Below are 24828 nucleotides of genomic sequence, written 5' to 3' on the forward strand. Positions count from 1 at the left end.
CCTCGGCCGGATGACCCGAGCCAGCACCTCCCCGTTCCACCGCTGACAGGAGAAACACCATGACCGACCAGAAGTACACGACCACCGACTCCGGCGCCCCGGTCGCCAGCGACGAGCACTCGCTCTCCGTCGGCCCCGACGGCGCCATCCCCCTCCACGACCACTACCTCGTCGAGAAGCTCGCCCAGTTCAACCGCGAGCGCATCCCGGAGCGCGTCGTGCACGCCAAGGGCGGCGGCGCGTTCGGCACCTTCCGCGTCACGGGCGACGTGAGCGCGTACACCCGCGCCTCCCTCTTCCAGCCCGGCGCCGAGGTCGAGATGCTCGCGCGCTTCTCCACCGTCGCCGGCGAGCAGGGCAGCCCCGACACGTGGCGCGACCCGCGCGGCTTCGCGCTGAAGTTCTACACGGACGAGGGCAACTACGACCTCGTCGGCAACAACACCCCCGTCTTCTTCATCCGCGACGGGATCAAGTTCCCCGACTTCATCCGCTCGCAGAAGCGCCTGCCGGGCTCGCACCTCCGCGACCACGACATGCAGTGGGACTTCTGGACGCTCTCGCCCGAGTCCGCCCACCAGGTCACCTGGCTCATGGGCGACCGCGGCCTCCCGAGCTCGTGGCGCCACATGGACGGCTTCGGCTCGCACACCTACCAGTGGATCAACGCGGCCGGCGAGCGCTTCTGGGTGAAGTACCACTTCAAGACCCAGCAGGGCATCGAGATCCTCAAGCAGGAGCAGGCCGACCAGATCGCGGGAGAGGACGCCGACTTCCACATCCGCGACCTCACCGAGGCCATCGACCGCGGCGACTACCCGGAGTGGAAGCTCGAGGTGCAGATCATGCCCTACGAGGAGGCGAAGTCGTACCGGTTCAACCCGTTCGACCTCACCAAGGTCTGGTCGCAGAAGGACTACCCGCGCATCGAGGTCGGCACCATGACCCTGAACCGCAACCCGGAGAACTACTTCGCGCAGATCGAGCAGGCCGCGTTCGCGCCCTCGAACTTCGTCCCCGGGATCCAGACCAGCCCCGACAAGATGCTCCTCGCGCGCATCTTCAGCTACGCCGACGCGCACCGCTACCGCGTGGGCACGAACCACGCGCAGCTGCCGGTCAACGCGCCGAAGTCGCCCGTGCACAGCTACTCGAAGGACGGCCAGGGGCGATACACGTTCCAGGACGCGGGCACGCCCGTCTACGCGCCCAACTCGCACGGCGGCGCGCACGCCGACCCGGCTCGCGCCGCGGAGAGCGCCGGCTGGGAGCAGGACGGAGAGCTCGTCCGCGCGGCCGCCACGCTGCACCCCGAGGACGACGACTTCGTCCAGGCCCGGATGCTCGTCAACGAGTCGATGGACGACGCCCAGCGCGAGCGCCTCGTCGGCAACATCGTCGGCCACGTGAGCAAGGTCACCACGGCCGAGCTGCGCGCCCGCGTCATCCAGTACTGGACGAACGTCGACGCATGGCTCGGTGCGGCCGTCGCCGCCGGCCTGCCGCCGCTCGCCGGATCCGCGCCCGTCGCCGAGGCCACCCCCGGCCCGACGCGCGACGCCGAGGAGGTCGGTGTCGCGGCCCACTGAGCCGCGGCGGTGATCCGCTGATCGCGTGACACGACGCCCGTCCCCTCGGTGAGGGGGCGGGCGTCGTCGTGTGCGTCGCTGGGTATGCGTCTTGGGTAACGAGATTTGCAATCCTGACCGACGACAAGACTTTGAACACTGCGTCTATGTGCACACTAAATGGCAGCAGGCGACTTATGCGCCCTTTTTTGGGGGATTGCCGCTGTCCTTCCTTAGTGCGAGATTCGTTAAAAGTCAGGGCATCAATCGACCCAGGAGTCCATTCATGAGTGCTGTGATCACGGCCATTCACCTCAGTGCCGGAGAACGTCGGTACGATCGTATCGAGAGCGTCCGGTGGCGCATGTCCGATACTGGCCAGACCGGCCAGCACTCTGTCGCAGTCATGGTCACGTATATTGACCAAGGAAATGAAGTTTACGTCGAGTCTCCGACACGAGTCCGCGTTCGCGTGGCACGTCCCATGTATGGCTCGGCTTACATTCGAACCGAAGCGGACGGACGAGAAACGAACAACCTCTTGGCGCTACCAACTTACTGAACGCCCGCATGCGATCCTGACGCTGCCCAGTGGTCATCGGTCACACCAGTGGCAGCTCCATCTCCAGGTCCTTCTGCGAGCGATCCAGCGCGTACGGCACGCTGCGACCCGTCAGCACGAAGCCGCGGCGCTCGTAGTAGGCGCGGGCGCGCGGGTTGTCCTCGTGGACCTCGAGCCGCACGGCGCGGGCCGTCGGCCGGTCGCGGGCCCAGGCGATCACGGCGTCGAGGAGGAGGTCGGTGACGCCCGCCGCGCGACCCCGGGCGTCGGGCGTGATGTAGACGCTCACGAGCATCACGCGCGTGGGATCCGCGGCCACGAACGCGTTCATCGCGCCGAGCCAGCGGCCGGTCGCGCGCTCCACGGCGACGTAGGCGGTGCTGCCCGGCTGCTCGGCGCGAGCGGTGCGGGCGCGCCAGTCCGACTCCGGCTGGGCGAGCGCGTGCTCGAGCGTCTCGAGGTACGCGAGCGGGGTGTCCTCGAGCATCTCGAGGCGGAGGGCGCGGTACTCGCGCCAGTCCTCGGCGCGGAGGCGGTGGATCACGGCGTCCATCGGATCAGACCAGCTGGCCGTTCACGTGGAGGTCGCCGGCGGGGAGGGCGTCGGCGGGCGCCGTGACCGGCAGCGCCATCCAGCCGTGGTCCTGGTGCACGACGCCCGCGGCGCCGAGGAGCGTGAAGCCGTTGTAGTGGCCGGTGCGGCCGTCGAGCGGCAGCCAGCCGTGGTGGGCGTAGTAGCCGGTGGTCTCGGCGCCGGTCTCGAGCAGGCCGAACGGGACGGCGAGGCGCGCGAGGGCACCGCGGATCCCGTCGGCGAGCAGCGTGCCGAGGCCCGCGCCCTGCCGGTCCGGATGCACGGCGACCATGCCCGTGGATCCCATGAGCAGGTCGTCGGCCGGGTCGCCCCGGCCGTCGCCCACCTCGACGAACACGCGCCGGATGCCGGCGTGCGCCACGAGCGCGTCGCCGTCGTGCACGAGGATCCGCAGCTCCGGCTGCGCGCCCGCCCAGCTGCACGCACCCGCGTAGCCCGCGGCGAAGTCGGGGAAGGCGAGCGCCAGGAGCGCCGCGATCCGCTCGTGGTCGGCGACGTCGAGCGCGCCCTCGCGGACGACGGAGAGGCGGGGTCCCATGGGTCGAGGCTAGCGGCCGGTCACGCGGGTGTCCGGGCCCGGCCCGCGGCCCGGTCGCGCGGCCCGCCCGCCCGTAGGGTGGAGCGCATGACCACCCCGCAGTCCGTCTGGCAGGACAAGCTCGGCCGCCTCTCCATCCGCTGCGTGCAGATCCTGGCGGTCCTCGTGGTCGCCATCGCGATCGTGTACGCCGCCATCTCGCTCAAGCTCGTCGTGATCCCGGTGATCATCGCGCTGATCCTCGCCTGCGCCGTGCGCCCCCTCGTGCTCTGGATGGAGCGCCGCGGCGTCCCGGACGCGCTCGCCGCGGCCATCGCGCTCCTCACGGGCCTCGTGCTCTTCGGCGGCGCGATCACGCTCGTCGTCTTCGGCGTGCAGAGCCAGTGGCCGACCCTCGTGAAGGCCACCAGCGAGGGCGTCGACCGGCTGCAGGCGGTCGTCGAGGAGGGCGGCCTGCCCATCGACACCGCGCAGATCGACTCGTTCCGCCAGTCCGCGGTCGACTTCCTCACGAGCAGCCAGTTCGGATCCGGCGCCATAGCGGGCGTCTCCGCCGCGGCCGAGGTCGTCACCGGAGCGGTGCTCGGGCTCGTGGTCTTCTTCTACTTCGTCAAGGACGGGCCGCGGATCTGGGCCTTCCTCATCCGCCCGTTCCGCGGCCGCGGTCGCAAGCGCGCCGTGCGCGTGGGCCACGAGGGCGCGAAGGTGCTGGGCGGCTACATCCGCGGCACCGCGACGGTCGCGCTCGTCGACACCGTGTTCATCGGTGCCGGCCTCCTCATCCTCGGCGTGCCGCTGGCGCTGCCGCTCGCGCTCGTGGTGTTCATCGGCGCCTTCGTGCCGATCGTCGGCGCCACCGTCGCGGGCATCCTCGCGGCGCTCGTCGCGCTGGTCACGAACGACCTGACGACAGCGCTCGTCGTGGTCGGCATCGTGGTCCTCGTGAACCAGCTCGAGGGCAACCTGCTGCAGCCGGTGGTGCTCGGCAACGCGCTCAAGCTGCACGGGCTCGTCGTGCTGCTGGCCCTGACCGCCGGCACGATCCTCGGCGGCATCGTCGGCGCGATCCTCTCGGTGCCGCTCACGGCCGTCGCCTGGACCGCATGGAAGATCGTGATGGAGCCCGATGAGGAGGAGCCGGCCGACGCCAGCCCGCGGTCGGCGGAGGCGCCCCCGGGGAAGCGCGGCGTGCGCGGCCTCACCTCGCTGCTCACGGGCCGCCCCTCGGCTCCCGCGACCACGACGCACGCCGACCGATGAGCGCCGCCGGCGCCGCGTCCCGTCTCCAGCGCAAGCCCGGCTTCGCGGTCGCGGCCCGCCTCGGGCACGCGGTCAACGGCCTGCTCCACCTCCTCATCGGCGTCGTCGCGTTCCGCCTCGCGACGGGCACGGGCGGCGGCGGGGCCGACCAGTCCGGCGCGCTCGGCTCCATCGCCCAGACGCCGGGCGGCCGCGTGCTGCTCTGGATCATCGTGGCGGGCCTCGTCGGCCTCGGCCTCTGGCAGCTCGTGGAGACCGTGCTCGCGCGCGGCGACGACGCGAAGGGCACCTGGGCGGCGCGCGCGAAGGAGCTCGGCAAGGCCGTGGCCTACCTCGTCATCGCGTCCACCGCCCTGCGCTTCGCGACCGGCGGATCCAGCGACTCGTCCGAGCAGACCCAGTCGCTCAGCGCGCGCGTCCTCGCGGCGCCCGGCGGCGTCGTGATGCTCGTGCTCGTGGGGCTCGGCGTCATCGCGGTGGGCGTCTACTTCGCCTACAAGGGCGGCACGAAGCGCTTCCAGGAGGACATCTCGGTGCCCGCGGGCTCGCTCGCCCGCGGGATCACCGCGCTCGGCGTGGCCGGGTACATCGCCAAGGGCGTGGCGCTCGTCGCGGTCGGCGTGCTGTTCGTCGTCGGCGCCGTGACGGCCGACCCGAGTCGCGCCACGGGGCTCGACGGCGCGCTCCAGTCGCTCGCGCAGCTGCCGGCCGGCGTCGCCGTCCTCGCGATCACGGGCCTCGGCCTCATCGCGTACGGCCTCTACTGCGGCGCCCGCGCGCGCTACGCGACCCTGTGACCGTGCGTCCGGTCGTCGCCCTCGACGGCGTACGGCCGGACGAGGTGCACGTCGTGCGCGTGTTCGCGGACGCCGACGGGCGGCACGGCAACGAGCTCGGGATCGTCCTCGCGTCGGCGCGCACGGAGGGGCGGGAGCTCACGATCGCCGCGACGCTCGGCTTCAGCGAGACCGTGTTCGTGGACGCGGTCGACGGCCCGGACGCGGATCCGCGCGGCGCGGCCGTCCGCATCCTCACACCCGCCCGCGAGCTGCCCTTCGCCGGGCACCCGACCGTCGGCACCGCCTGGTGGCTGGCCTCGCGCGGCGTGCCGGTCGATCACCTGCGCGTGCCCGCCGGGGTCGTCGCCGTGACGCACGGCAACGACGTCGTGCGCGTCGCCGCCGATCCCGCGTGGGGCCCCAAGTTCGCCTGGCGCGAGCTGCCGTCCGTCGCGGACCTCACCGCGCTCGACCTGCAGGCCGCCGTCGCGGACGCGACCGCCGACCACCTCTACGCGTGGGCGTGGATCGACGAGGCCGCGGGCGCGATCCGCTCGCGCATGGCCGCTCCCGCGCTCGGGGTCCCCGAGGACGAGGCGACCGGATCCGCCGCCCTCCGCATCACCGCGCACCTCGGCCGCGACCTCCGCATCACGCAGGGCCGCGGCAGCGAGCTGGTGACGCGGCTGCTACCGGACGGCCGGGCCGAGGTCGGCGGGCGCACGGTCGCGGACCGCGTGATCCCGCTGCCCTGACGCCTGACGCCTGACGCCTGACGCCTGACGCCCGACGCCCGCGCCGCTACGCCGTCGTGCGCTCGGCCGGCCCTGATGCCTCGGCGTCGCCGTCCGTCGGCTCCTCGCGTGGCACGACGAGGATCTCCGAGATCCGTCGCCGGTCGAGCGCGGTCACCTGGAGGGTCACGCCGTCGACCTCGACCGAGTCGCCGACCTGCGCGAGCCGCCCGAGGTTCTCGATGACGAAGCCCGCCACCGTGTCGGACGCCGAGTCGGGCAGCTTCACGCCCGTGGCCTCCTCGAAGTCCTGGAAGTTGAGGCGGCCGTCGATCGTGCCGCCGTCCTCCGCGAGGTCGCGCGCGGCGGAGTCGGTGTCGTACTCGTCGAAGATCTCGCCCACGACCTCCTCCACGAGGTCCTCGAGCGTGACGATGCCGTCGGTGCCGCCGTACTCGTCCACGATCACGGCGATCTGGTGGCCCTCGGCGCGCATCATCGTGAGCGTCGGCAGCACGCGTGCGGTCGCCGGCAGGTACGGGATCGGGCGAAGGATCTCGGACACGGGCCGCTCCGGATCCGCCGCGATGGCCTGGTACAGGTCGCGCACGTGCACGAAGCCGATGACGTCGTCGATGCTCTTGTCCATCACCGGATATCGCGAGTACGGCCGGTCCTGCACGTCGAGCCCGGCGTCGCGGACGGTGCCGGCGCCGTCGAGCGCGGCGATCTCGGGCCGCGGCTTCATCACCTCGCTGAGCTGGCGGTGGCGGAGGGAGAGCACGTCGTCGAGGATCCGGCGCTCGTCGTCCGGGAGGCCCTCGTGGCTGGAGACGATGTCGCGGAGCTCCTCCTCGCTCATCTCCTCGCCCGTCTTGTGCGGGTCGCCGCCGAGGAGGCGGACGACGAGGTCGGTCGAGACGGAGAGCAGCCAGATCACGGGGCGCATGAGGATCGCGAACCCGTTGAGCACGGGCGCGACGCCGTACGCGAAGCCCGCGTTGCGCTGGATCGCGAGGCGCTTGGGCGCGAGCTCGCCGAGGACGAGCGAGAGGTACGCGATCACCAGGGTGAGGAGGAGCGTGGCGACCGTGGACGCGAGCCCGGACTCCAGGCCCCACGACTCCAGGAGCGGGACGACGGACGGCGCGATGGACGAGGCGCCGTACGCGGCGGACGCGAACCCGGCGACGGTCACGCCGATCTGCACCGCCGCGAGGAAGGTGTTGGGGTTCCGGGCGAGCGCGGCGACCTTCTCACCGCGGCGGCCGCGGGCGGCGAGGGCGTTGAGCTGGCCCTCGCGGAGGGTGACGAGCGCCATCTCCGTGGCGGCGAAGACGCCGCCGACGAGCACGAACACCACGACCAGGACGATGTTGAGGAGGAGGTCGCCGTTCACGAGCGGGTGCCGCTCGGGCGGGCGCCGCTCGAGCGGCTCGTGGCGAGGAGGGCGGCGCGGAGGGTGCGGGGCGTGCCCGGGGTCGTCCGGGCGCCGGGACTGTGGCTGTCGGGAGCGGGCTCCCGCGCGGTTCTGTGCATGGATCGAGGGTAGTGGAGCGGGTGGGGAAATAGCCGGGGCGGGTGCTCGTGCCCTAGCGTCGACGGCATGCAGCAGCAGTGGATCGGATCATCGGGCTGGCTCGTCCTCGCGCTCGTCAACGCGGGCCTCGCGGAGCAGAAGGGCCGGTCGAGGTGGACCTGGTTCCTCGTCTCGCTGCTCCTCGGGCCCATCGCGACGTTCTTCATCGTGACGTGGGAGCGGGCCCCGGCGCGTCCCGTCGGCGCCCCGCAGGAGGGCCCGACCAACGGGCTCCTCGCGGTGGGCGTGGGGCTCGCGGCCCTGGCGGTGGTCAGCGCGGTGGTGGCGGCGGTCGGCGGCGCCACCGGGACGCAGGTGCTCGGGGGCGGGATCGGCGGCGACACCGGCCTGTGGCTCCTGGCCGCCGCGCTCGCGGTGGTGGCCGTGGTCTCCCTGGTGCTGCACGTGCTCGCGCACCGGCGGTGGGCGGCGCTGCGGTCGGCCCAGGCGGAGGCCGACAGGTCGCGCTGACGCGTCAGGCCGTCAGGCCGTCGGCTCCCCGGCGACCGGTCGGGCGTCGAGCAGAATGTCCGCCGCCGCACGCGGCGCGAAGCGGGCGTCGAAGTCGCGCTCGTTCGGGATCCAGACGTCCTGCCAGAGCGCGACGTGGTCGCGGCCGAGCCGGGCATCACGGACCATGCCGCGGGCGGACGCCGTCGCGAGGTCCACGTCGCACCAGACTGCGAGGTCGATCCACGGCCGGGCCTCCGGGTGCAGCAGCCCGATGACGTCGACCACCAGGAGGTCCGTCGCGGGCAGCGGCTCGGGAACGCCGAGGGCGCGGCGGCTCCAGTCGTATCGGCGGAAGGATCCGTGTCGGCCGGAGCGCAGCGGATCCAGCACCTCCTCCACGAGCCGCGTCCGCTCGACGCCGTCCCAATCGGACGACCTGCGATGCGACCGCGCCGGATCGAGGAAGTCGTCGCCCCGCAGCCGCACGGCACCGGGCAGGGCGGCCGCCAGCCGCCGGGCGAGCGTCGACTTCCCGGATCCGCCGTAGCCGGAGACCCCGACGACGAGAGGGCGGTCCGCCGCCGCGCGCAGGTCCCGCATCCACCGGGCGAGCTCGGATGCGTCCATGTCGCGAGCGTAGGGGGGACGGTCGGCGATGCGCCATCGCGTCGGCACGGGCGGCCCGCCCGACCGGCCCGGGCGATCCGACGTGCCGGCCGAGGATCGGCGCCCGGCTCCGCTCCTCAGCCGCGCAGCCGCGGATAGGCGGCGAGCGTCGGCGCGTGGCGCGCGCTCGTGAGGAGGAAGCGGTCGGCCAGCCCGCGCACCGGCCGGCTCGCGGCCACCCGCACGGCCCCGCGCAGCGCCCTCTGCCCGAGCGCCGACGACGGATGGGTGAGCCGCGCGCCTCCCGGCGGGAGCCCCTGCGCGCTGTCGGCGTACCGCCGCAGCTGCGCCTCGTAGCGCGCGAAGGCGGCCTCGAAGGTGTCGGCGGGATCGGCGAGCACGCCTCCCAGCTCGCCCGCGAGCACGTGGGCGGCGACGAGCGAGAGGGTCGTGCCCATGCCCGTGGGGCCGGATCCCCAGGCCGCGTCGCCCAGGAGCGCGATGCGCCCCTTCGACCACGTCGAGACGATCACCTGCTCCATGCGCTGCGTGTAGAACTCGTCCGGTCGCGCCTGGAACCCGTCGAGGATCCGCTCGACCTGCCAGCCCGTGCCGCGGAAGCGCGCGCGGAGCACGGTCATCTGCGCGTCGAACGGCAGCTGCTCGAACCCGGACGGCTCCGACTCGAACGACAGGCTCGCGCGGATCGTGCCCTCGTCGTCGGGCCGGATGGTGGCGTTCCGCGCGCCGCGTCCCGTGAGGAAGTCCCAGTAGCCGGTGTCGCCGGCGATGCGGTCGATCGTCCCGTAGGCGATGCTCACGCCGTGGTCGCGGAGCGTGGTCTCCTCGGCGAAGGCCAGCCGGCGCGTGCGGGAGCTGCGTCCCTCGGCGACGAGCAGGAGGTCGTAGCGCTCGCGGGATCCGCTCGCGAGCTCCACGTCGACCCCGGTGGCGTCCTGGCGCACCCCCGTCACGAAGTCGCCGTAGCGGAGTTCGACGTCGTCCCGCACGAGGTCGACGAGGATCCCCGCGAACCTGCCGCGCAGGATCTCCACCTCCGCCGTCGGCCCGTCCTCGCCCTCGGCGCGCGGGAACGTCGCGAGGACGCGCCCCTCCTCGTCGACGAAGCGCGTCCCGTCCTCGCCCGTGAGGTTCGCCATGACGACGTCCTCGATGCCCATGCGCCGGAGGACGTCACGGCCGAGACCGCGCACGTCGATGTTCTGCCCCGCCTGGCGCGGCTCGACCGAGCGCTCGAGCAGGGTCACGTCGAAGCCCTCGCGGTGCAGGCCCCAGGCGAGAGCGGGTCCGGCGATGCTGGCTCCCGTCACGAGGACCCTCGGGCGGTGGTGGGTGATGTCGGCCATGCGGTGATCTCCTCTTGCCGTCGAGCGGACCCGGGATCCCGGGTCCGAGTAGACTCTATGGCGGAGATGCTTCACCGTGAAGCGTTCGAGATGCTTCGGAGGATCACGTCATGTCGGACACCATCGCCGTCCCCGGGGACCGCTCCGAGGTGCTCGAGCGGCTGCGGGACCACACGACCGCGTTCGACGAGTCGGTGCGGCAGCTGGCCGCGGCGCTCGGGCTGCCGACGACGGACACGACGGCGCTCGCCGAGGTCATCTGGGCGGAGACCGCCGGCCGCGCGCTGTCGCCGGCCCGCCTGTCGGAACGGCTCCACCTGACCTCGGGGGCCACGACCGCGCTCGTCAACCGGCTCGAGGGCGGTGGTCACCTCGAGCGGAGTCGGGAGAGCGCCGACCGGCGGGTGGTGACGTTGCGACCGACCGCCGCGTCCCGGGCGCGCGTGACGGCTCTCCTCCAGGGTGCGCAGGTCGAGGTCGACCGGGCGCTCGACGGGTTCACCCCCGATCAGCTCCGCACGGCGGCGGCGGTCGTGCGGGCGGTCGCGGAGGGGACCGCGGCGGGCACGCGCGCGATGGCCGGCGACGGCGCGACCGGGGGCTGAGGGGCGGTCGTCCGGTCAGCCCGCGGGGACGCAGGGGCTGTCGCAGCCCGCGCGCGCCGCCCGCGTCTCCGCCGCCCGCGCCGCCGCCCGCTCCAGCAGCGACACGTGCAGGTACCCCGCGTAGCCGCCGGGCGTCCGGCCGTCGCGCCGGCTCGAGGTGAGCACCTCGCCCGCGGCCGACGCCGTGATCCGCGCGCCGAGGGACCGGAGCCGGGCGACCAGGTCCACGTCCTCGTGCTCGACGACCGCGGGGAAGCCGCCGGCCGCGGCGTACGCGTCCGCGCGCACGCCGAGGTTCGCGCCGTGCACGTGCCCGTTCGCCTCGCCGGGCACGCGCGTCGCCCGCCAGGCCGCGACCTGCGCCGGGCTGAGCGCCTCCAGCTCCGGCCGGACGGTGCCCACGACCACGTCGGATCCGGCGTCCGCGAGCGCCAGCTGGCTGGTGATCCACGCGGCCGGCACCTCCGAGTCGGCGTCGGTGCACGCGATCCAGAGCTCGGCGTCCGCGCCGTCCCAGCTCGCGCGCGCGGCGTCGACGCCCCGCGCCCGCGCGGCGCCGACCCGGCCGGCCGAGCTCTCGATGACCTCGACGCCCGCCGACCGGGCGATCTCCGCGGTGCGGTCGCGGCAGTCGTCGGCGACGAGGATCACGCGCACGTCGACGCCCGCGGCCCGGGCGCCCGCGGCGGCGACCTCGACCGAGGCCAGGCAGCGCCCGACCAGCGCCTCCTCGTCGCGCGCGGGGATGACCACGGCGACCGCGCGGATCCGCGGTGCCCGCTCCTCGGCGGCGCCGGCGGCCGTCGCGGACGCGCCCTCGCGCCCCGTCACCGCAGCCCCGTCCGGGCGGCGACCGAACGCGGATCCGCCGACAGCACCTCCAGCAGGAAGTCGTCCTCCTCGTGCCGGAGGATGCGCGTGAGCCCCGGCACGTCGGCCAGCCGCGCGTGCACCTCGTCGCCCGAGCGGCGGAAGTCGCCCTCGGGGTGGCGCCAGTGGCAGGCGACCAGCGTGCCCGTGGCGCCGAGCGCGCCGGGCAGCGCAGTGAGGACCCGGTCGAGCGCGGCGTCGTCGAGGTAGTAGCCGACCTCGCTCATCACGACGAGGTCGAAGGCGCCCGCGGGCCAGTCGGCGCCCACGTCGCGCACCTCGACGCGCACGTGCGGTGCGTCGGCGAGCCGGGCCCGCGCGCGCTCGACGGCGGTCGGCGCGACGTCCACCGCGAGCAGCTCGTCGACGCGCTCGGCCAGGCCCGCGCTCGTGACGCCGATGGAGCAGCCGATCTCGAGGGCGCGCCCGTAGCGCTCGTCGGGCAGCGCCGCGAGGGTCGCGAGGCGCTTGCGGCGCTCGTACCAGCGGGTGGTGACGCGCCATGGATCCTCGTCGCGCGCGTACGCGGCGTCGAAGCGCTCGGCGGCGCTGGGCGACGCGGCGGGCGGCGTCGCGGACGCGGGGGACGGGTCCGGCACGATGAGCACCTCGCGGTCGCGCCCCGCGTGCCGCAGGAACGCCGGCAGCAGCACCGCGCGGTCCTCGGGGGCGTCGGAGAGCGGCCGCACCTGGCTGGCGTGCGCGGCGATCGCCCGGCGCTTGGCCTGCTGCGCGGCCGGATCCAGCGGGAGCGCGCGCAGGCCGGCCCACGGCACGCGCGGGTCGTCGGGCGTCGCCCAGTGCCACATCCAGACGGGGTACTCGACGAGCCGGATGCCGCGCTCGTCCGCCTGCGCCGCCACCAGCTCGGCGACGACCTCGCCCGTCACGCGGTGGTCGCGGTGCCCGTCGCCGCGCCAGGGGGCGGCGACCCAGGTGCCGGGTGCGGCCTCGGCGACGAGCGCCTCGAGGTCCGCGCGCACGGCGTCGCGCGCCTCGCGGACGCCGCCGTCGGGGTGCCCGAGCAGCACCAGGCGCGCGCCGGGGGCGACCGCGTCGAGCGCGGCGCGCGCCTCGTCCCGGCGGATCGCGGCGAGCTCGGCGGGCGTGACCGTCGGCGATCCCGGGTGCGAGGCGGCGCCGTCGGTGACGATCGCGAGGGTCACCGGCAGCCCGCGCGCGGCGGCCGCCGCGATCAGCCCGCCGGCGCCGACCGACTCGTCGTCCGCGTGCGCGGACACCACGAGCAGGGCGGGCATGTCGTCGAGCCGCAGCTCGGGGAGCGCGTCGAAGCGCGGATCCGCGGGCCACACGTCGGCGTCGACGCCCGGCTCGCGCGCGTCGAACGCGACGCCGGCCGCGGGCGGGTCGCCGGCGGACGTGGTCCCCGGCTCGGCGGACGCGGACGCGGGCGCGGACGCGGGCGCGGGCTCGGGCTCGGGCTCGGGCGCCGAGACCTCCCGCGCCGCCGCCTCGACGAGCGCGCCGCCGAGCGACGCGTCGTCCCGCTCGGCGTGGTGCTGCCGCACGTAGAGCTCGAGGTCGGCGACGCGCTTGGCGTGCACCGGATCCTGTGCGAGCGGCGCGGGGCCGAGCGCGTGCGCGACGTGCATCAGCGTCTCCTCGGCGGCCCGGGCGGCGATGCCGCGCACCCGCTTGGCGAGCAGCCGCCCCTCCTCGCCCTCCGCGAGCCCCCGGTCGACCAGCCGCGCGGCCTCGTCGAGGGCGCTCCGCGACGCGGCGAGGGCCGCGTCCACGGCGCCCAGGTGCATCAGGGTCAGCCGGTCGGCGCCGGGTCGCGCGGCCGCGGCCTGCAGCGTGCGCGCCAGCCCGACCGCGCCGCCGTGCCAGCAGGCGGCCACGCCGATCGCGCCCCAGTGGAAGCCGGCGCGCTCGAGGTACCAGCCGGGGGCGCCGACCCGGCGCGCGGGCACGCCGGTCATCCGCAGCGGACCGCTCGGCACCTCGACGAGCCCCCGCGCCGCCCAGGCGCCGGGCACGACCTCCACGCCGGGGTGGTCGAGGCGCACCGCGTAGAGCGCGCGCGTGCCGTCGGCGGAGGCCGCGGTGATGAGCGCGTGGGAGAGCGACCCCGCGAGCGAGCACCACGGCTTCGTCCCGGTCAGCGCGGCGTCGCCGGATGCGGCGGGGGAGCCGGCGTCGTCCGCCGGCACGGCCTGCAGCGGGTCCCCGCCGCCCTCCGCCGCGAAGACCCCCCACGTGCCGGGGATCGGATCCGCGTCCGCGGCAGCGCGCGCGCGGCCCGCCCCGTCGCCCGCGACCTGCTCCTGGTCGAGGATCGCGAGCGCGTCGAGGTGCGGCTCCACGGCCCGGGCGATCCCGAGGTCCGCGGCCGCGAGCGTGGCGAGCGCCTCCCACAGGTCGCGCGTGCGTCCGCCGCCGGGCAGCGCGCCGTCGACGCCCAGCTCGACGGCGAGCTCGAGCGCGCGCGCCGTCGGCCACTCGTGCGGCAGCGCGTCCGCCGCGGCGAGCGCGTCCACGACCCGCCTCGTCGCCGCCCCCGGCGCGTCCTCCGCGAGCGGCACCGCCGTCGACGTGAGCCGGACCCGGGTGGCGGGGAGGGCGGGGATGGCGCGGTCGCGGGGGGAGCCGGAGGTCACAGGGGGTGGATCCACTTCGTCGGATGGTCGACCGGTCGTCGACCGGCGTCTCCCGTCGAACCTACAAGCGTCCCGCCCGCGGTGACGCGGTGCCGGGTCGCGGGAGTCCGCCCCGGCCGCGCTCCGGGCGGCGGACGCCCGAGGGGATGTGGGAACCTGACGGCAGGGAACGGGCGCGATCCGCCCGCCCACGCACGACTGGAGGGGACCACCATGACCGAGCACACCACCGAGCCGTCCGAGCCGATCGACCGGAGCGCGCCCGCGTCCGCCGAGCAGCCCACCCCCGAGGCGGTCGAGGAGTTCGAGCGCCTCGCCGTCCTCCGCATGGGCGGCGAGGACATCGAGGGCGCCATCGACGCGCTCGCGGACGAGGAGGCCCGCGACGTCGCCGAGGTCGCCATCGACCGCGTCGTCCGGAACTACGAGAACCTCTAGCCGCAGCCGCAGCCGCGCGCCCGCTGGTCGGGCGGATCCGTGGACCCGCCGCCGCACGGGCGCGCGGCGTGCGCGCCCTAGATCCCGGTGAGCCGCGCGATCAGCTCGCGATACCGCGCCGCCGTCCGCTCCACGATCTCCGGCGGCAGCACGGGCGGGGTGCCCGCCCGGTCCCAGTTCGCCGTGAGCCAGTCGCGCACGATCTGCTTGTCGAAGCTGTCGGTGCGGTTGCCCGTCGCGTACGCCTCGGCGTCCCAGTACCTGGACGAGTCGCTCGTGAGCACCTCGTCCGCCAGCGTCGTGATGCCCGTGCGCGGGTCGATGCCGAACTCGAACTTGGTGTCCGCGAGGATCACGCCGCGCTCCTCCGCGATGGCGGACGCGCGCCGGTACACGTCGAGCGAGAGGTCGCGCAGGCGCGCCGCCTCCTCGTGCCCCACGAGCTCCTCGGTGCGCGCGAACGTGATGTTCTCGTCGTGCTCGCCCTGCGGAGCCTTCCAGGCCGGCGTGTAGATGGGCTCGGGCAGCCGGTCGCCCTGCTGCAGGCCGGCGGGCAGCGGGATGCCGCACACGGTGCCGTGCTCGCGGTACTCCTCCCAGCCGGATCCGGCGAGGTAGCCGCGCACGACGCACTCGATGGGCAGCATCTCGAGCACGCGGCAGAGCATCGCCCGGCCGCGGACGGGCTCGGGCACGCCGATGCGCGCGAGGGTCGCGGCGTCCACGAGGTGGTTGGGCACGTCGAGCCGGTCGAACCACCACAGGCTCAGCTGCGTGAGCAGCTCGCCCTTGCCGGGGATGCCCGGCTCGAGCGCGAAGTCGTACGCGCTCACGCGGTCGGTCGCCACCACGAGCACGTGCGGCTCGCCCTCGAGCGCGCGGTCCTCGGTGTCGTCCATGGCGGGGCTGAAGAGCTCGCGCACCTTGCCCGAGTAGGCGTGCTCCCAGCCCGGCAGCTCCCACTCGGAGGCGTGCCCGGCCGGTACGGCGCCAGTGGGGGTCGCGCCGCTCATCGGATGACCTGCGCGGCGATGTCGCTGCGGTGCTGCGCGCCGTCGAGCGATATCCGCCCCACCGCCTCGTAGACCCGCGACCGCGCCTCCTCGAAGCCCGCGCCCGTCGCGACCACGCTGAGCACGCGGCCGCCGGTGGCGACGAGCCCGGCGTCGGACTCGGCGGTGGCGGCGTGCGCGATGCTCACGCCCTCGACCCGTCCCGCCTCGTCGAGGCCCGTGATGACGCGGCCGGTGCGCGGCGACTCGGGGTAGCCCTCGCTCGCGAGGACGACGGTGACGGCGACGTCGTCCGAGAACTCCGGTCGGGCCACGCCGCCGAGCTCCCCGGACGCGGCCGCCAGCAGCAGCAGCGAGAGCGGGGTGACGAGGCGGGGCAGCACGACCTGCGTCTCCGGATCCCCGAACCGCGCGTTGAACTCGATGACCCGGATGCCGTCCGAGGTGAGGATGAGCCCGCAGTAGAGGAGGCCGATGAAGGGCGTCTGCTCCGCGGCGAGCTTCCGCACGGTGGGGAGCGCGATGGTGTCGATGACCTCGTCGACGAAGCCCTCCGGCAGCCACGGCAGCGGCGAGTAGGCGCCCATGCCGCCCGTGTTCGGCCCGGCGTCGCCGTCGCCCAGGCGCTTGTAGTCCTGCGCGGGGGAGAGCGGCAGCACGTCGTGACCGTCGGAGAGGAGGAACAGCGACACCTCCTGGCCGGCGAGGAACTCCTCGACGAGCACCGTGCCCTGCCTGAGGTAGTGGCGCGCGTGCTCGAGCGCGCGCGAGCGGTCGGCGGTGACGAGCACGCCCTTGCCCGCCGCGAGCCCGTCGGCCTTGATGACGTAGGGGGCGCCGTACTCGTCGAGCGCGGCCTCGACCTCGTCGACGGTGCCGGCCTGGGAGGCGCGGCCGGTGGGGACGCCCGCCTCCTCCATGATGCGCTTGGCGAAGGTCTTGGACCCCTCGAGCGCGGCGGCGGCGCGGCCCGGCCCGAACACCGGCACGCCGCGCGTGCGGAGCGCGTCGGCGACGCCCGCGACGAGCGGCGCCTCGGGCCCCACGACGACCAGCTCGAAGCCCTCGGCGAGCGCGTGCTCGGCGACGACGACCGGGTCGTCGATGTCCATCTTCACGACGGGCACGTCCCGGGCGATGCCCGCGTTGCCGGGGGCGGCGACGATCTCGTGCCCCGCGTCCTCCCGGAGCAGGGCCGTGACGATGGCGTGCTCGCGCGCACCGGAACCGAGTACCAGGATCTTCACGCCCCCACCCTATCGACGCCGTGCCCGGCGGACGGGGCCCGCGCGGGGCCCTGCGGAGACGCGCCGCCGCGCCCCGGGTGCACGGGGCGCGGCGGGCGGGAGGCCGACCCGCCGCGGGTACGGTCCGGGTCGGCTCCCTGCCCCTCCCGGCGTCGTTCGGGTCCGTCGGGAGGCGCATCGTCCGGCCAGCCGACGCCCGGGGAGGCGGCGGCGGGGGGACGCCGTGCCGTGCCCCGCGGGTCGTGTTCACCGCCGGGCACTTCCATACACGGTAATGGATGTCCCCCTAAATGCGGACACGTCCGGGAGCCCCACTTGGAGGGGTGCGCAAAGCGGATGGGCGCGCGCCGGGAGCGGACCGCCGCGGCCCCGCGCCACGCGCCCCGGCCGTCGGCGCGCGGCGGCTCTGGCATCCTGAGGCCATGGCCAAGGCGCGCATCCACCCCACCGTCGGACAGCCCGCCGTGCGGGCCGCGCTCGCCGCGGGGGCGGACGCCGACCGCGAGACGCGCGCCACCGCCGTGCGCTTCCTGCTCCAGTCGCTGGCGGACCTCGCGCCCGGCGGCACGGTCGAGGTGCGCGTGCCGCCGTTCGGCGCCGTGCAGTGCATCGAGGGGCCGGGCCACACGCGCGGGACGCCGCCCAACGTCATCGAGACGGACCCCGCCACCTGGATCGCGCTCGCCACCGGCGGCCTCGCCTGGGACGCGGGCGTGGAGGCGGGAGCCGTGCGCGCCTCGGGGCTGCGGGCGGACCTCCGCGGGCTCCTGCCCGTGCCGTGGCAGCTGCCGGCCGACCGCTGAGCGGGTCCGCCGCCGTCCGCGGGGCGCCCGGTCCGTGCGGACGGGCCATCCGGTTCGCCGGGTGTCCGGGGCGCAGGGGATGATGGACCCATGACCGACGCCCGACCCCAGCCCGACGACGAGCGCCGCACCGAGGTCCTCGTCCGGCGATCGCCCCGCTACTTCCGCTTCATGGGCGTCGGCGCCGTGCTCGGCATCGTCGTGGCCATGGTCCTCACGCTCACGTTCCCCGCGAACGCCGAGTTCTCCGAGGCGCAGGTGCTCGCGTTCCTCGCGCTGTTCGGGGTCGTGCTCTTCGGCGGGCTGGCGGCGCTGCTCGCGCTGCTGCTCGATCGCGCGGCGTCGCGCCGCTCCCGCGTCCTCACGGCCGAGCGGGAGCCGGGCGAGCCGGGCGCCTGACCCGCGTCGCGGATCCGCCCGGCCGTCCCGGCCGTCCCGGTCGTCCCGGCCGCACGAGCCAGCCGATCAACTGAGCTGCGTGCGCTCCAGCCACGACAGGTACTCCGGCGTCACGTTGCCGGTGATGTACTCGCCTGTGAAGCAGCTCATCTCGAGGTCCTCGACGCCCGTCGACCCCTCGAGGATGGCGTCGCGCATGTCCGCGACCTCCTGGTAGATGAGGTGGTCGGCGCCGAGCTCCTGCGCGATCTCGGGGATCTTCCGCCCGTGCGCGATGAGCTCCTGCCGCGACGGCATGTTGATGCCGTACACGTGCGGGTACCGCACCGGCGGCGCCGCCGACGTGAACGTGACCTTGTTGGCGCCCGCCTGGCGCGCCATGGTGACGATCTCGCGGCTCGTCGTGCCGCGCACGATGGAGTCGTCGACGATGAGGATGTTCTTGCCCTTGAACTCCGAGCTCATGGCGTTGAGCTTCTGCCGCACCGACTTCTTGCGCTGCGCCTGCCCCGGCATGATGAAGGTCCGGCCCACGTAGCGGTTCTTGTAGAAGCCCTCGCGGTACTCGATGCCGAGCGTCTGCGCGACCTGCATGGCCGACGGACGCGACGAGTCGGGGATCGGCATGACCACGTCGATGTCGCCCGCCGGGCTGTGCTCGGCGATGGTCGCGGCGAGCCGGTTGCCCATGCGCAGGCGCGCGTCGTAGACGCCGATGCCGGACATGACGGAGTCGGGCCGCGCGAGGTAGACGAACTCGAACGCGCAGGGGATGAGGCGCGGCGTCGGGTGGCACTGGCGCGCGTGCATCTCGCCGTCCATGGTGATGAAGACGGCCTCGCCGGGCGCGACGTCGCGCACGATCTCGTAGCCGAGCGACTCCATGACGAGCGACTCGCTCGCGACGACCCACTCCATCCGTCCGCCCTCGAGCTCGCGGCGGCCGAGGGTGAGCGGGCGGATCCCGAACGGGTCGCGGAACGCGAGCATCCCGTGGCCGGCGATCATCGCGATGGACGCGTAGGAGCCCTGGACGCGCTCGTGCACCCGCTCGACCGCGGTGAACACCTGGTCGGGGTCGAGCGCGAGGCCCGAGACCTGCGACTGCAGCTCGTGCGCGAGGACGTTGACGAGCAGCTCGGTGTCGGAGCTCGTGTTGGTGTGGCGGCGATCCACGTGGAAGAGCTCCTGCGCGAGCTCCCGCGTGTTGGTGAGGTTGCCGTTGTGCACCAGGACGATGCCGTAGGGCGCGTTCACGTAGAACGGCTGCGCCTCGTCCTCGTCGGCGGCGCTGCCGCGGGTGGCGTAGCGCACGTGGCCGAGGCCCATCGTGCCGAGCAGCGACCGCATGTCGCGGGTGCGGAAGGCCTCGCGGACCTGGCCGCTGAGCTTCTTCACGTGGAAGGTGTTGCCCTCGGCGGTGGCGATGCCGGTGGAGTCCTGACCGCGGTGCTGCAGGAGCAGGAGGCTGTCGTAGACGAGTTGGTTGACGGGTTCGGACGATACGACGCCGACGATGCCGCACATGCTTCGGCTGACTCCTGAAGAGTAGAAGAGGTGGGGGAGCCGCCAGTCTCCCACACGGGAGCGACGCGCCCGGCCGGTACTCTGTCTGTCGTGACCACCAAGAGCTCGTATGCAGAGGCCGGCGTCGACACGGAGGCCGGCGATCTCGCGGTCCAGCTGATGAAGGAGGCCGTCTCCCGCACGCACGGCCCCGAGGTGGTCGGCGGGTTCGGCGGCTTCGCGGGCCTGTTCGACGCGAGCGCCCTCACGCGCTTCCGCCACCCGCTCCTCGCGACCTCCACGGACGGCGTCGGCACCAAGGTCGCCATCGCGCAGGCCATCGACAAGCACGACACCATCGGCCAGGACCTCGTCGGGATGGTCGTCGACGACATCGTCGTGGTCGGCGCGCGCCCCCTCTTCATGACGGACTACATCGCCTGCGGCAAGGTCGTGCCCGCGCGCATCGCCGACATCGTCGCCGGCATCGCCCGCGCCTGCTCCGACACCGGCACCGCCCTCGTCGGCGGCGAGACGGCCGAGCACCCGGGCCTCCTCGGACCGGACGACTACGACGTCGCGGGTGCCGCGGTCGGCGCGGTCGAGGCAGACGACGTGCTCGGCGCGGAGCGCGTGCGCGACGGCGACGTCGTGCTGGCCATGGCCTCCAGCGGCCTGCACAGCAACGGCTTCTCGCTCGTGCGCCACATCCTGGCCACCGCGGGCATCGGGTTCGGTGACGCGTCCGCCGAGCTCGGCGGCGTGGTCGGCGAGGTGCTCCTCGAGCCGACCCGCCTCTACACGACGCCGCTGCTCGACGTGCTCGCGCAGCCGGACCTCGGCCCGGCCGTCCACTCCATCAGCCACGTCACGGGCGGGGGCATCGCGGCCAACCTCGCGCGCGTGCTGCCCCGCGGGTCCTTCAGCGAGGTCGAGCGCTCCACGTGGTCGCCGCCCGCCGTGTTCCGCGCGCTGTCGGGCATCGCCGGGTCGACGCTCGAGAGCGCCGAGGGCACGTGGAACCTCGGGGTCGGCATGTTCGTGGTCGTCGACGCCTCCGCCGCGGAGGGCATCGCCGCCGCCCTGACGCGCGCCGGCATCCCCACGTGGGAGGCCGGGCGCGTGGCGATGGGCGAGGCGCCCGCGGGCGCCGGGTTCGAGCAGGGCGCGAAGGGCGTCGACGGCGGCGCCGTGCGCCTCACCGGCCGCTACCGCGACTGATCTCCGGACGCGCGCCGGTCTCGGCGCGCGACGGCGCGAGCGAGGGTGCTCGCCCGCCCGCGACGGCCCGGACGACGCCGATCGGGAACGGACGGCGCCGGACGGACGACGTCGATCGGGACCAGGCCGGCCCCGGGCGCACGTGAACGGACCCGCCTCGCGAGGAGACGGGTCCGGTGCTCACCCGGCTGGCGCCGGGGACGGGATCAGGCGCGCTTCTGCTCGTCGCCCGGGACGTAGGCGTCCGGCTCGTCGGCGTACTCGTCCCACTTCGCGGCCTCGGCCGCGTACTGCTCGTCGACCGCCCCGTGGGTGGTCAGCTCGCGCTCCAGCTGCGTGTAGTCCACATTGGGACTGAACGACTTCAGCTCTCGCGCGATCTTGGTGTGCTTAGCTTTTTGACGGCCGCGCCCCATGCGAGACCCCCTCACGACTCAGGCCCCGACGGGCGGTGACAACGCTGGAAACAGCGGACAGGGATTGGAGAAAACCTAGGGGCTACCCTAACATGTGGCCTCCGGCGTCCCGGGCGTGTCCCCCCCGCCGGGCCTCCTGTCCGCATCGTACGGGTTCGCCCTCCGCTCGGGATCCGCAGGGGAGCGGGCGCTAGCCTGGCAGTCCCATGAGCCGCGTACCCGCCGAGTCCCAGGTCGTGGTCATCGGTGCCGGACAGGCCGGCCTCTCCGTGGCGTACCACCTGCAGCGGCTCGGGCTGCGCATGGGCACCGACGCCGTCGTGCTCGACCGCGGTCCCTCCACCGGAGGCGCGTGGCAGCACCGCTGGTCCGCCCTCCGTCTCGGATCCGCGCATCGCGTCGCCGACCTCCCCGGCATGTCGCAGCTGGGCCTGTCGTTCGCCACGGCCGACCGGATGCGGCCCGCGCGGGATGTCGTCCGCGAGCACTACGCGCGGTACGAGGAGGCGTTCGACCTGCGCGTCGCCCGCCCGGTCGAGGTGCGGGCCGTGCTCGACGCCGAGATCCCCGCGCCGGTCGCCTCGCGTCGCCGCGCCGCGCATCCGTCGGACGCGGTGCGGCCGCTCCTCGTCCGCGCCTCGGACGGCGACCGCGTCACCCGGCTGGTCGTCAACGCCACGGGCACCTGGGGCGCGCCCTTCGTCCCCTCCTACCCCGGCCTCTCCACGTTCCGCGGACGGCAGGTGCACACCTCCGGCTACCGGTCGGCGGCGGACCTCCGCGGCCTCCGCGTGCTCGTCGTGGGCGGCGGCACGTCGGCCATCGGGTTCCTGCTGGAGCTCGAGGGCGTGGCGGCCCGCACCATGTGGTCGACGCGGCGCCCGGTCGACTTCCTCGAGGCCGGCGAGCTCGACGTGGAGGCGGCCGTGCGCGCCGTCGAGCTGCAGGATCGGGCGGCCCGGGCGGGGGAGGCGCTGCCCAGCATCGTCAGCGGCACCGGCGTGCCGCGCACGCGGCGCATCGTCGCCGGGATCCAGCGGGGCCTGCTCGCGAGCCGCGGGCCGGTAGACCGGTTCGAGGAGCGCGGCGTGGTCTGGGCCGACGGCGAGCGCGACGAGGTCGACGCCGTCATCTGGGCGACGGGCTTCCGTCCGGAGATCCGCCACCTCGCGCCGCTGGGCCTGCGGGAGAAGGAGGGCGGCGTGCGCGTCGAGTCCGGCGTCTCCGAGCGGGATCCGCGGGTCCACCTCGCGGGCTACGGGCCGCAGGCGTCGACGATCGGCGCCAACCGCGCGGGCCGGCGCATCGCCCGGCAGGTCGTCGCCGCGCTGGGCTGAGCATCGGCGCAGGCGGTCTGCCGGAACCGGCAGGGCGGGGAGTCGCGGGGGCCCGTGCCGTCAGCGGGAACTCGCGGCGCGGGCCCCCGCAGTGGATCCGGGCCTCACGGGTCGGCCCGGACGTCGACCGGCCGGCTCGGTGCGCATCGGCGTCGATGCGTCCGTCGTCCGGTCGGGCTCGCACGACCTCTCGGGGGAAGAGTTCGTGCACCAACGATCCTACATCCGTGTCCTCCATTTCGAGGACACGGATCCCTGCGGCGTGGTCGGGCGATGCGGGAGGGGGGGCACGCGAGAGGGGAGCCGGGTCCCGCGACCCGGCTCCCCTCGTGATGCGCGCGGATCAGCCGCGAGCGTCGTCCTGCACGGTGCGCGTCGCGTCCTGCGCGCTGTCCTTCACGTCCTGCGCGGTCGACTGCGCCTCCGAACGGACCGTCTCGGCCGAGTCGCGGGCGGTGCCCGCGACCTGCTGCGCGGCCTCCTGCGCGGGCTCCTTCAGCTCGGACGCCACGTCCTTGGCGGCGTCGGCCGCCTTCTCCACGAGGGGCTGGGCCTTGTCCTTGACGGTCGAGGCCAGCTCCTTCTCCTTGTCGCTCGCGGGGATCAGCGAGGCGATGAGGAGGCCCGCGCCGAACGCGACGAGGCCGAGGCCGACGGGGTTCCCCTTCGCCTTCGCCTTCGCGCCCCCGGCGGCGTCGCCCGCGCGCGACTGCGCGTCGCTCGCGGATCCGAGGACGCTGTCCTTCACGTTCGACAGGGCGCCGCGCACCTTGTCGGTCTGGCGCTGCGCCACCTTCGCGGGCGTGACCTTGTCGGCCACCGCGTCCACGTCGATGCTCAGCTCGTTCCGCGTGCGCTCGATCTCCGCACGGATCTGCTCCGGGTTGTCGCTCATCGGTCTGCCTCGTTCCTCTTCATCGCTTCGGGGATCTTCTTCACGCTCTCGGCCGTGCGGGGCGCGCCCTGCACGGTCCTGAGCTGCTTGCGGCCCTGCAGGTACATCACGAGGCCTATGACGGCCCAGATGACGGCCACGACGACCGCACCCCAGGCCTGGTCGTCGAACAGGTAGCCCAGTCCGACCATGAGGGCGACGGAGAGGAAGAACACGGCCATGAGGCCGGCGTATCCCGCGCCGCCCAGGAGGCCGGCGCCCTTCCCGGCCTTCTTGGCCGAGTCGCTGATCTCCGCCTTGGCGAGGGCGATCTCCTGGCGCATCAGCGTGGAGACGTCCTTCGTGACGTTGCCGAGGAGGTCGCCGAGGCTGGTGGTCGCGGCCTTCTCCTCGGAGGGGGTGCGTCCGTCGGTCATGCGCGCGATCCGTCGGTGCGGTCGCCCGCGCCGAAGGTCTCCGTGAGCGGGTCGACGGGGCGCGTCTGGTCGTAGAGCGGGGTCGGGGCGACGGCCGCGGCGTCGTCGGCGTCGTCGTACGGTCCGACGCCGATCGGGTCGTCCGCGCCGAGCTGCGTCGACGGCAGGTCGGAGGTCGCGGCGGCGGGCGCGCCGGGAGCGACGTACCCGGGCGCGGTGGCGCCCGCGGTCGTCGCGGTCGACGTGCCGGTCGTCGTGGTCGTGGCCTCCTCCGCCTGCTTCGCGTCGTGCGCCTCGCTCGTGAGCGAGCGCGTGAGGCGACCGGCGGCGACGCCGGCGACGACGGCCAGGCCGACGAACAGGCCCGGGCGGCGGCGCGCGAAGTCGGTGACGTCCTGGAGGAGCGTCCCCGGGTCGCGGCCCTCGAGGTACGAGGCGACGCTGCCCGCGCGCTGCGAGGCCTGCGCGACGAGCTCGCTCGCGAGGCCGGTGCTCTCGGATCGGTCGCCCATGTCGCGGAGCTCGTCGCTGAGCGTGCGGAGGCTGCCGGCGGCACGCTCCTGCTGGACGCCGGTCTGCTCCCGGAGCTGGTCGCGCGTCTGGGCGAGGAGGTCCTGCGCCTGCGCCTTGGCCTCGGACGCGACCTTGCGGGTCTCGTCCTTCGTGACGCCGGCCACGTGCTGCGTGCCGGCCTTTGCGTCGTCGGCGACGCCCGCGGCCTGCTCCTTCGCGGTGTCCGTGGTGCTGCCGCTCCCGGTGCTCCCGGTGGTGCTGCCGGATCCGGTCGTCCCGGTGGTGCCGGTCGCGCCGGTGGTGCCCAGGGTGGAGGCCGGGACGACGGCCGCGTACGGGTCCTGGGAGGCGGGTCCGCCGCTCGCGGGCGACGCCGGTGTGAGGTCGTTCGACATGTGGTTCCCTCTCGGTGCTCGTGGTGTTCGAGGTGCCGCAGGGCTCGGGCCCTGCTGTCTGCAACAGAACTCCGGGGAGAGGGGGAGTGCAT

The 24828-nt window shown here is 74.4% G+C and carries 27 protein-coding genes; 12 read left to right on the forward strand and 15 right to left on the reverse strand.

Annotated elements, in window-relative coordinates:
* Positions 1-59 precede the first annotated feature (59 nt).
* A complete protein-coding gene (locus FGG90_RS14885; RefSeq protein WP_094126285.1) occupies positions 60-1589 on the forward strand; it encodes a catalase in 1530 nt (509 codons plus the stop codon).
* A 265-nt stretch (positions 1590-1854) separates the two neighbouring features.
* Positions 1855-2130, forward strand: a complete 276-nt coding sequence (locus FGG90_RS16215) for a DUF3892 domain-containing protein (protein WP_094126284.1) — start codon at positions 1855-1857, stop codon at positions 2128-2130.
* Between the two features lie 40 nt (positions 2131-2170).
* On the opposite strand, the gene FGG90_RS14890 is transcribed toward FGG90_RS16215, so the two are convergent.
* Together FGG90_RS14890 and FGG90_RS14895 are read right to left on the reverse strand one after the other, a co-directional pair.
* Entirely contained in the window at positions 2171-2683 is a 513-nt protein-coding gene (locus FGG90_RS14890; RefSeq protein WP_378143316.1) for a GNAT family N-acetyltransferase, read from the reverse strand.
* A gap of 4 nt (positions 2684-2687) precedes the next feature.
* Complete coding sequence (locus FGG90_RS14895) at positions 2688-3263, reverse strand: GNAT family protein (RefSeq protein ID WP_094126283.1); 576 nt, start codon at positions 3261-3263, stop codon at positions 2688-2690.
* 87 nt (positions 3264-3350) lie between these two features.
* On the opposite strand from FGG90_RS14895, the gene FGG90_RS14900 reads away from it, so the two are divergent.
* From FGG90_RS14900 to FGG90_RS14910, 3 genes are read left to right on the forward strand one after another with little or no spacing between them, the layout of a single operon-like run.
* Positions 3351-4523 (forward strand): AI-2E family transporter, encoded by a 1173-nt coding sequence (locus tag FGG90_RS14900; protein ID WP_094126282.1) that lies wholly within the window; start codon positions 3351-3353, stop codon positions 4521-4523.
* Positions 4520-5320 (forward strand): DUF1206 domain-containing protein, encoded by an 801-nt coding sequence (locus FGG90_RS14905; RefSeq protein WP_094126281.1) that lies wholly within the window; start codon positions 4520-4522, stop codon positions 5318-5320. The genes FGG90_RS14900 and FGG90_RS14905 overlap by 4 nt, the downstream gene beginning before the upstream one ends.
* 2 nt (positions 5321-5322) lie before the next feature.
* Positions 5323-6057, forward strand: coding sequence for a PhzF family phenazine biosynthesis protein (locus FGG90_RS14910; protein ID WP_345702411.1), 735 nt, complete (start codon positions 5323-5325; stop codon positions 6055-6057).
* Positions 6058-6103: 46 nt separating this feature from the next.
* Here FGG90_RS14910 and FGG90_RS14915 read toward each other — a convergent pair whose 3' ends face one another.
* Both FGG90_RS14915 and FGG90_RS14920 read right to left on the reverse strand, forming a co-directional pair.
* A complete protein-coding gene (locus tag FGG90_RS14915) occupies positions 6104-7435 on the reverse strand; it encodes a hemolysin family protein (protein ID WP_094126279.1) in 1332 nt (443 codons plus the stop codon).
* A complete protein-coding gene (locus FGG90_RS14920) occupies positions 7432-7575 on the reverse strand; it encodes a hypothetical protein (RefSeq protein WP_165771347.1) in 144 nt (47 codons plus the stop codon). Before FGG90_RS14920 ends, FGG90_RS14915 begins: the two co-directional genes overlap by 4 nt.
* A 67-nt stretch (positions 7576-7642) precedes the next feature.
* On the opposite strand from FGG90_RS14920, the gene FGG90_RS14925 reads away from it, so the two are divergent.
* A complete protein-coding gene (locus FGG90_RS14925) occupies positions 7643-8086 on the forward strand; it encodes a hypothetical protein (RefSeq protein WP_094126278.1) in 444 nt (147 codons plus the stop codon).
* 12 nt (positions 8087-8098) lie between these two features.
* On the opposite strand, the gene FGG90_RS14930 is transcribed toward FGG90_RS14925, so the two are convergent.
* Together FGG90_RS14930 and FGG90_RS14935 are read right to left on the reverse strand one after the other, a co-directional pair.
* The gene (locus FGG90_RS14930; RefSeq protein ID WP_237583460.1) at positions 8099-8695 is read right to left on the reverse strand and encodes a uridine kinase family protein; all 597 of its coding nucleotides are present in this window, start codon (positions 8693-8695) and stop codon (positions 8099-8101) included.
* A gap of 116 nt (positions 8696-8811) precedes the next feature.
* Positions 8812-10041 carry an FAD-dependent monooxygenase gene (locus FGG90_RS14935; RefSeq protein WP_094126277.1) on the reverse strand — a complete coding sequence of 410 codons (1230 nt, stop codon included), beginning with the start codon at positions 10039-10041 and terminating at the stop codon, positions 8812-8814.
* Positions 10042-10151: 110 nt separating this feature from the next.
* Here FGG90_RS14935 and FGG90_RS14940 point away from each other — a divergent pair, with 110 nt between their 5' ends.
* Positions 10152-10646 carry a MarR family winged helix-turn-helix transcriptional regulator gene (locus FGG90_RS14940; RefSeq protein ID WP_094126276.1) on the forward strand — a complete coding sequence of 165 codons (495 nt, stop codon included), beginning with the start codon at positions 10152-10154 and terminating at the stop codon, positions 10644-10646.
* A gap of 15 nt (positions 10647-10661) precedes the next feature.
* Here the strand turns inward: FGG90_RS14940 and FGG90_RS14945 are convergent, their stop codons facing one another.
* Together FGG90_RS14945 and FGG90_RS14950 are read right to left on the reverse strand one after the other, a co-directional pair.
* The gene (locus FGG90_RS14945) at positions 10662-11477 is read right to left on the reverse strand and encodes a glycosyltransferase family 2 protein (RefSeq protein ID WP_094126275.1); all 816 of its coding nucleotides are present in this window, start codon (positions 11475-11477) and stop codon (positions 10662-10664) included.
* Positions 11474-14137, reverse strand: a complete 2664-nt coding sequence (locus FGG90_RS14950) for a PIG-L family deacetylase (protein ID WP_237583461.1) — start codon at positions 14135-14137, stop codon at positions 11474-11476. Before FGG90_RS14950 ends, FGG90_RS14945 begins: the two co-directional genes overlap by 4 nt.
* A gap of 213 nt (positions 14138-14350) precedes the next feature.
* Here FGG90_RS14950 and FGG90_RS14955 point away from each other — a divergent pair, with 213 nt between their 5' ends.
* Positions 14351-14575, forward strand: coding sequence for a hypothetical protein (locus tag FGG90_RS14955; protein WP_094126274.1), 225 nt, complete (start codon positions 14351-14353; stop codon positions 14573-14575).
* A 77-nt stretch (positions 14576-14652) separates the two neighbouring features.
* Here the strand turns inward: FGG90_RS14955 and FGG90_RS14960 are convergent, their stop codons facing one another.
* A complete protein-coding gene (locus FGG90_RS14960; RefSeq protein ID WP_094126273.1) occupies positions 14653-15588 on the reverse strand; it encodes a phosphoribosylaminoimidazolesuccinocarboxamide synthase in 936 nt (311 codons plus the stop codon).
* Positions 15585-16835, reverse strand: a complete 1251-nt coding sequence (purD, locus tag FGG90_RS14965) for a phosphoribosylamine--glycine ligase (RefSeq protein WP_094126272.1) — start codon at positions 16833-16835, stop codon at positions 15585-15587. The genes FGG90_RS14960 and purD overlap by 4 nt, the downstream gene beginning before the upstream one ends.
* Before the next feature lie 422 nt (positions 16836-17257).
* Between purD and FGG90_RS14970 the strand changes: the two genes are divergently transcribed.
* Both FGG90_RS14970 and FGG90_RS14975 read left to right on the forward strand, forming a co-directional pair.
* Complete coding sequence (locus FGG90_RS14970; protein WP_063070181.1) at positions 17258-17638, forward strand: sterol carrier family protein; 381 nt, start codon at positions 17258-17260, stop codon at positions 17636-17638.
* Positions 17639-17728: 90 nt separating this feature from the next.
* On the forward strand, positions 17729-18037 hold the full coding sequence (locus FGG90_RS14975; protein ID WP_094126271.1) for a hypothetical protein: 309 nt from the start codon (positions 17729-17731) through the stop codon (positions 18035-18037).
* Between the two features lie 66 nt (positions 18038-18103).
* Here FGG90_RS14975 and purF read toward each other — a convergent pair whose 3' ends face one another.
* On the reverse strand, positions 18104-19564 hold the full coding sequence (gene purF / locus FGG90_RS14980; protein WP_086518666.1) for an amidophosphoribosyltransferase: 1461 nt from the start codon (positions 19562-19564) through the stop codon (positions 18104-18106).
* A 90-nt stretch (positions 19565-19654) separates the two neighbouring features.
* On the opposite strand from purF, the gene purM reads away from it, so the two are divergent.
* Complete coding sequence (purM, locus tag FGG90_RS14985) at positions 19655-20764, forward strand: phosphoribosylformylglycinamidine cyclo-ligase (RefSeq protein WP_094126270.1); 1110 nt, start codon at positions 19655-19657, stop codon at positions 20762-20764.
* 206 nt (positions 20765-20970) lie between these two features.
* Here the strand turns inward: purM and FGG90_RS14990 are convergent, their stop codons facing one another.
* Positions 20971-21180 (reverse strand): DUF3073 domain-containing protein, encoded by a 210-nt coding sequence (locus FGG90_RS14990; RefSeq protein WP_012037444.1) that lies wholly within the window; start codon positions 21178-21180, stop codon positions 20971-20973.
* Positions 21181-21386: 206 nt separating this feature from the next.
* On the opposite strand from FGG90_RS14990, the gene FGG90_RS14995 reads away from it, so the two are divergent.
* Positions 21387-22517, forward strand: a complete 1131-nt coding sequence (locus FGG90_RS14995) for an FAD-dependent oxidoreductase (RefSeq protein WP_094126269.1) — start codon at positions 21387-21389, stop codon at positions 22515-22517.
* 343 nt (positions 22518-22860) lie between these two features.
* Here the strand turns inward: FGG90_RS14995 and FGG90_RS15000 are convergent, their stop codons facing one another.
* From FGG90_RS15000 to FGG90_RS15010, 3 genes are read right to left on the reverse strand one after another with little or no spacing between them, the layout of a single operon-like run.
* Positions 22861-23412 carry a DUF3618 domain-containing protein gene (locus FGG90_RS15000; protein WP_094126268.1) on the reverse strand — a complete coding sequence of 184 codons (552 nt, stop codon included), beginning with the start codon at positions 23410-23412 and terminating at the stop codon, positions 22861-22863.
* Positions 23409-23828, reverse strand: a complete 420-nt coding sequence (locus tag FGG90_RS15005) for a phage holin family protein (protein ID WP_094126267.1) — start codon at positions 23826-23828, stop codon at positions 23409-23411. The genes FGG90_RS15000 and FGG90_RS15005 overlap by 4 nt, the downstream gene beginning before the upstream one ends.
* On the reverse strand, positions 23825-24736 hold the full coding sequence (locus tag FGG90_RS15010) for a hypothetical protein (protein ID WP_094126266.1): 912 nt from the start codon (positions 24734-24736) through the stop codon (positions 23825-23827). Before FGG90_RS15010 ends, FGG90_RS15005 begins: the two co-directional genes overlap by 4 nt.
* Between the last annotated feature and the right edge of the window lie 92 nt (positions 24737-24828).

Origin of the sequence: Clavibacter michiganensis subsp. tessellarius, from assembly GCF_021922985.1 — a bacterium.
GTDB classification, from domain to species: Bacteria; Actinomycetota; Actinomycetes; order Actinomycetales; family Microbacteriaceae; genus Clavibacter; species Clavibacter tessellarius.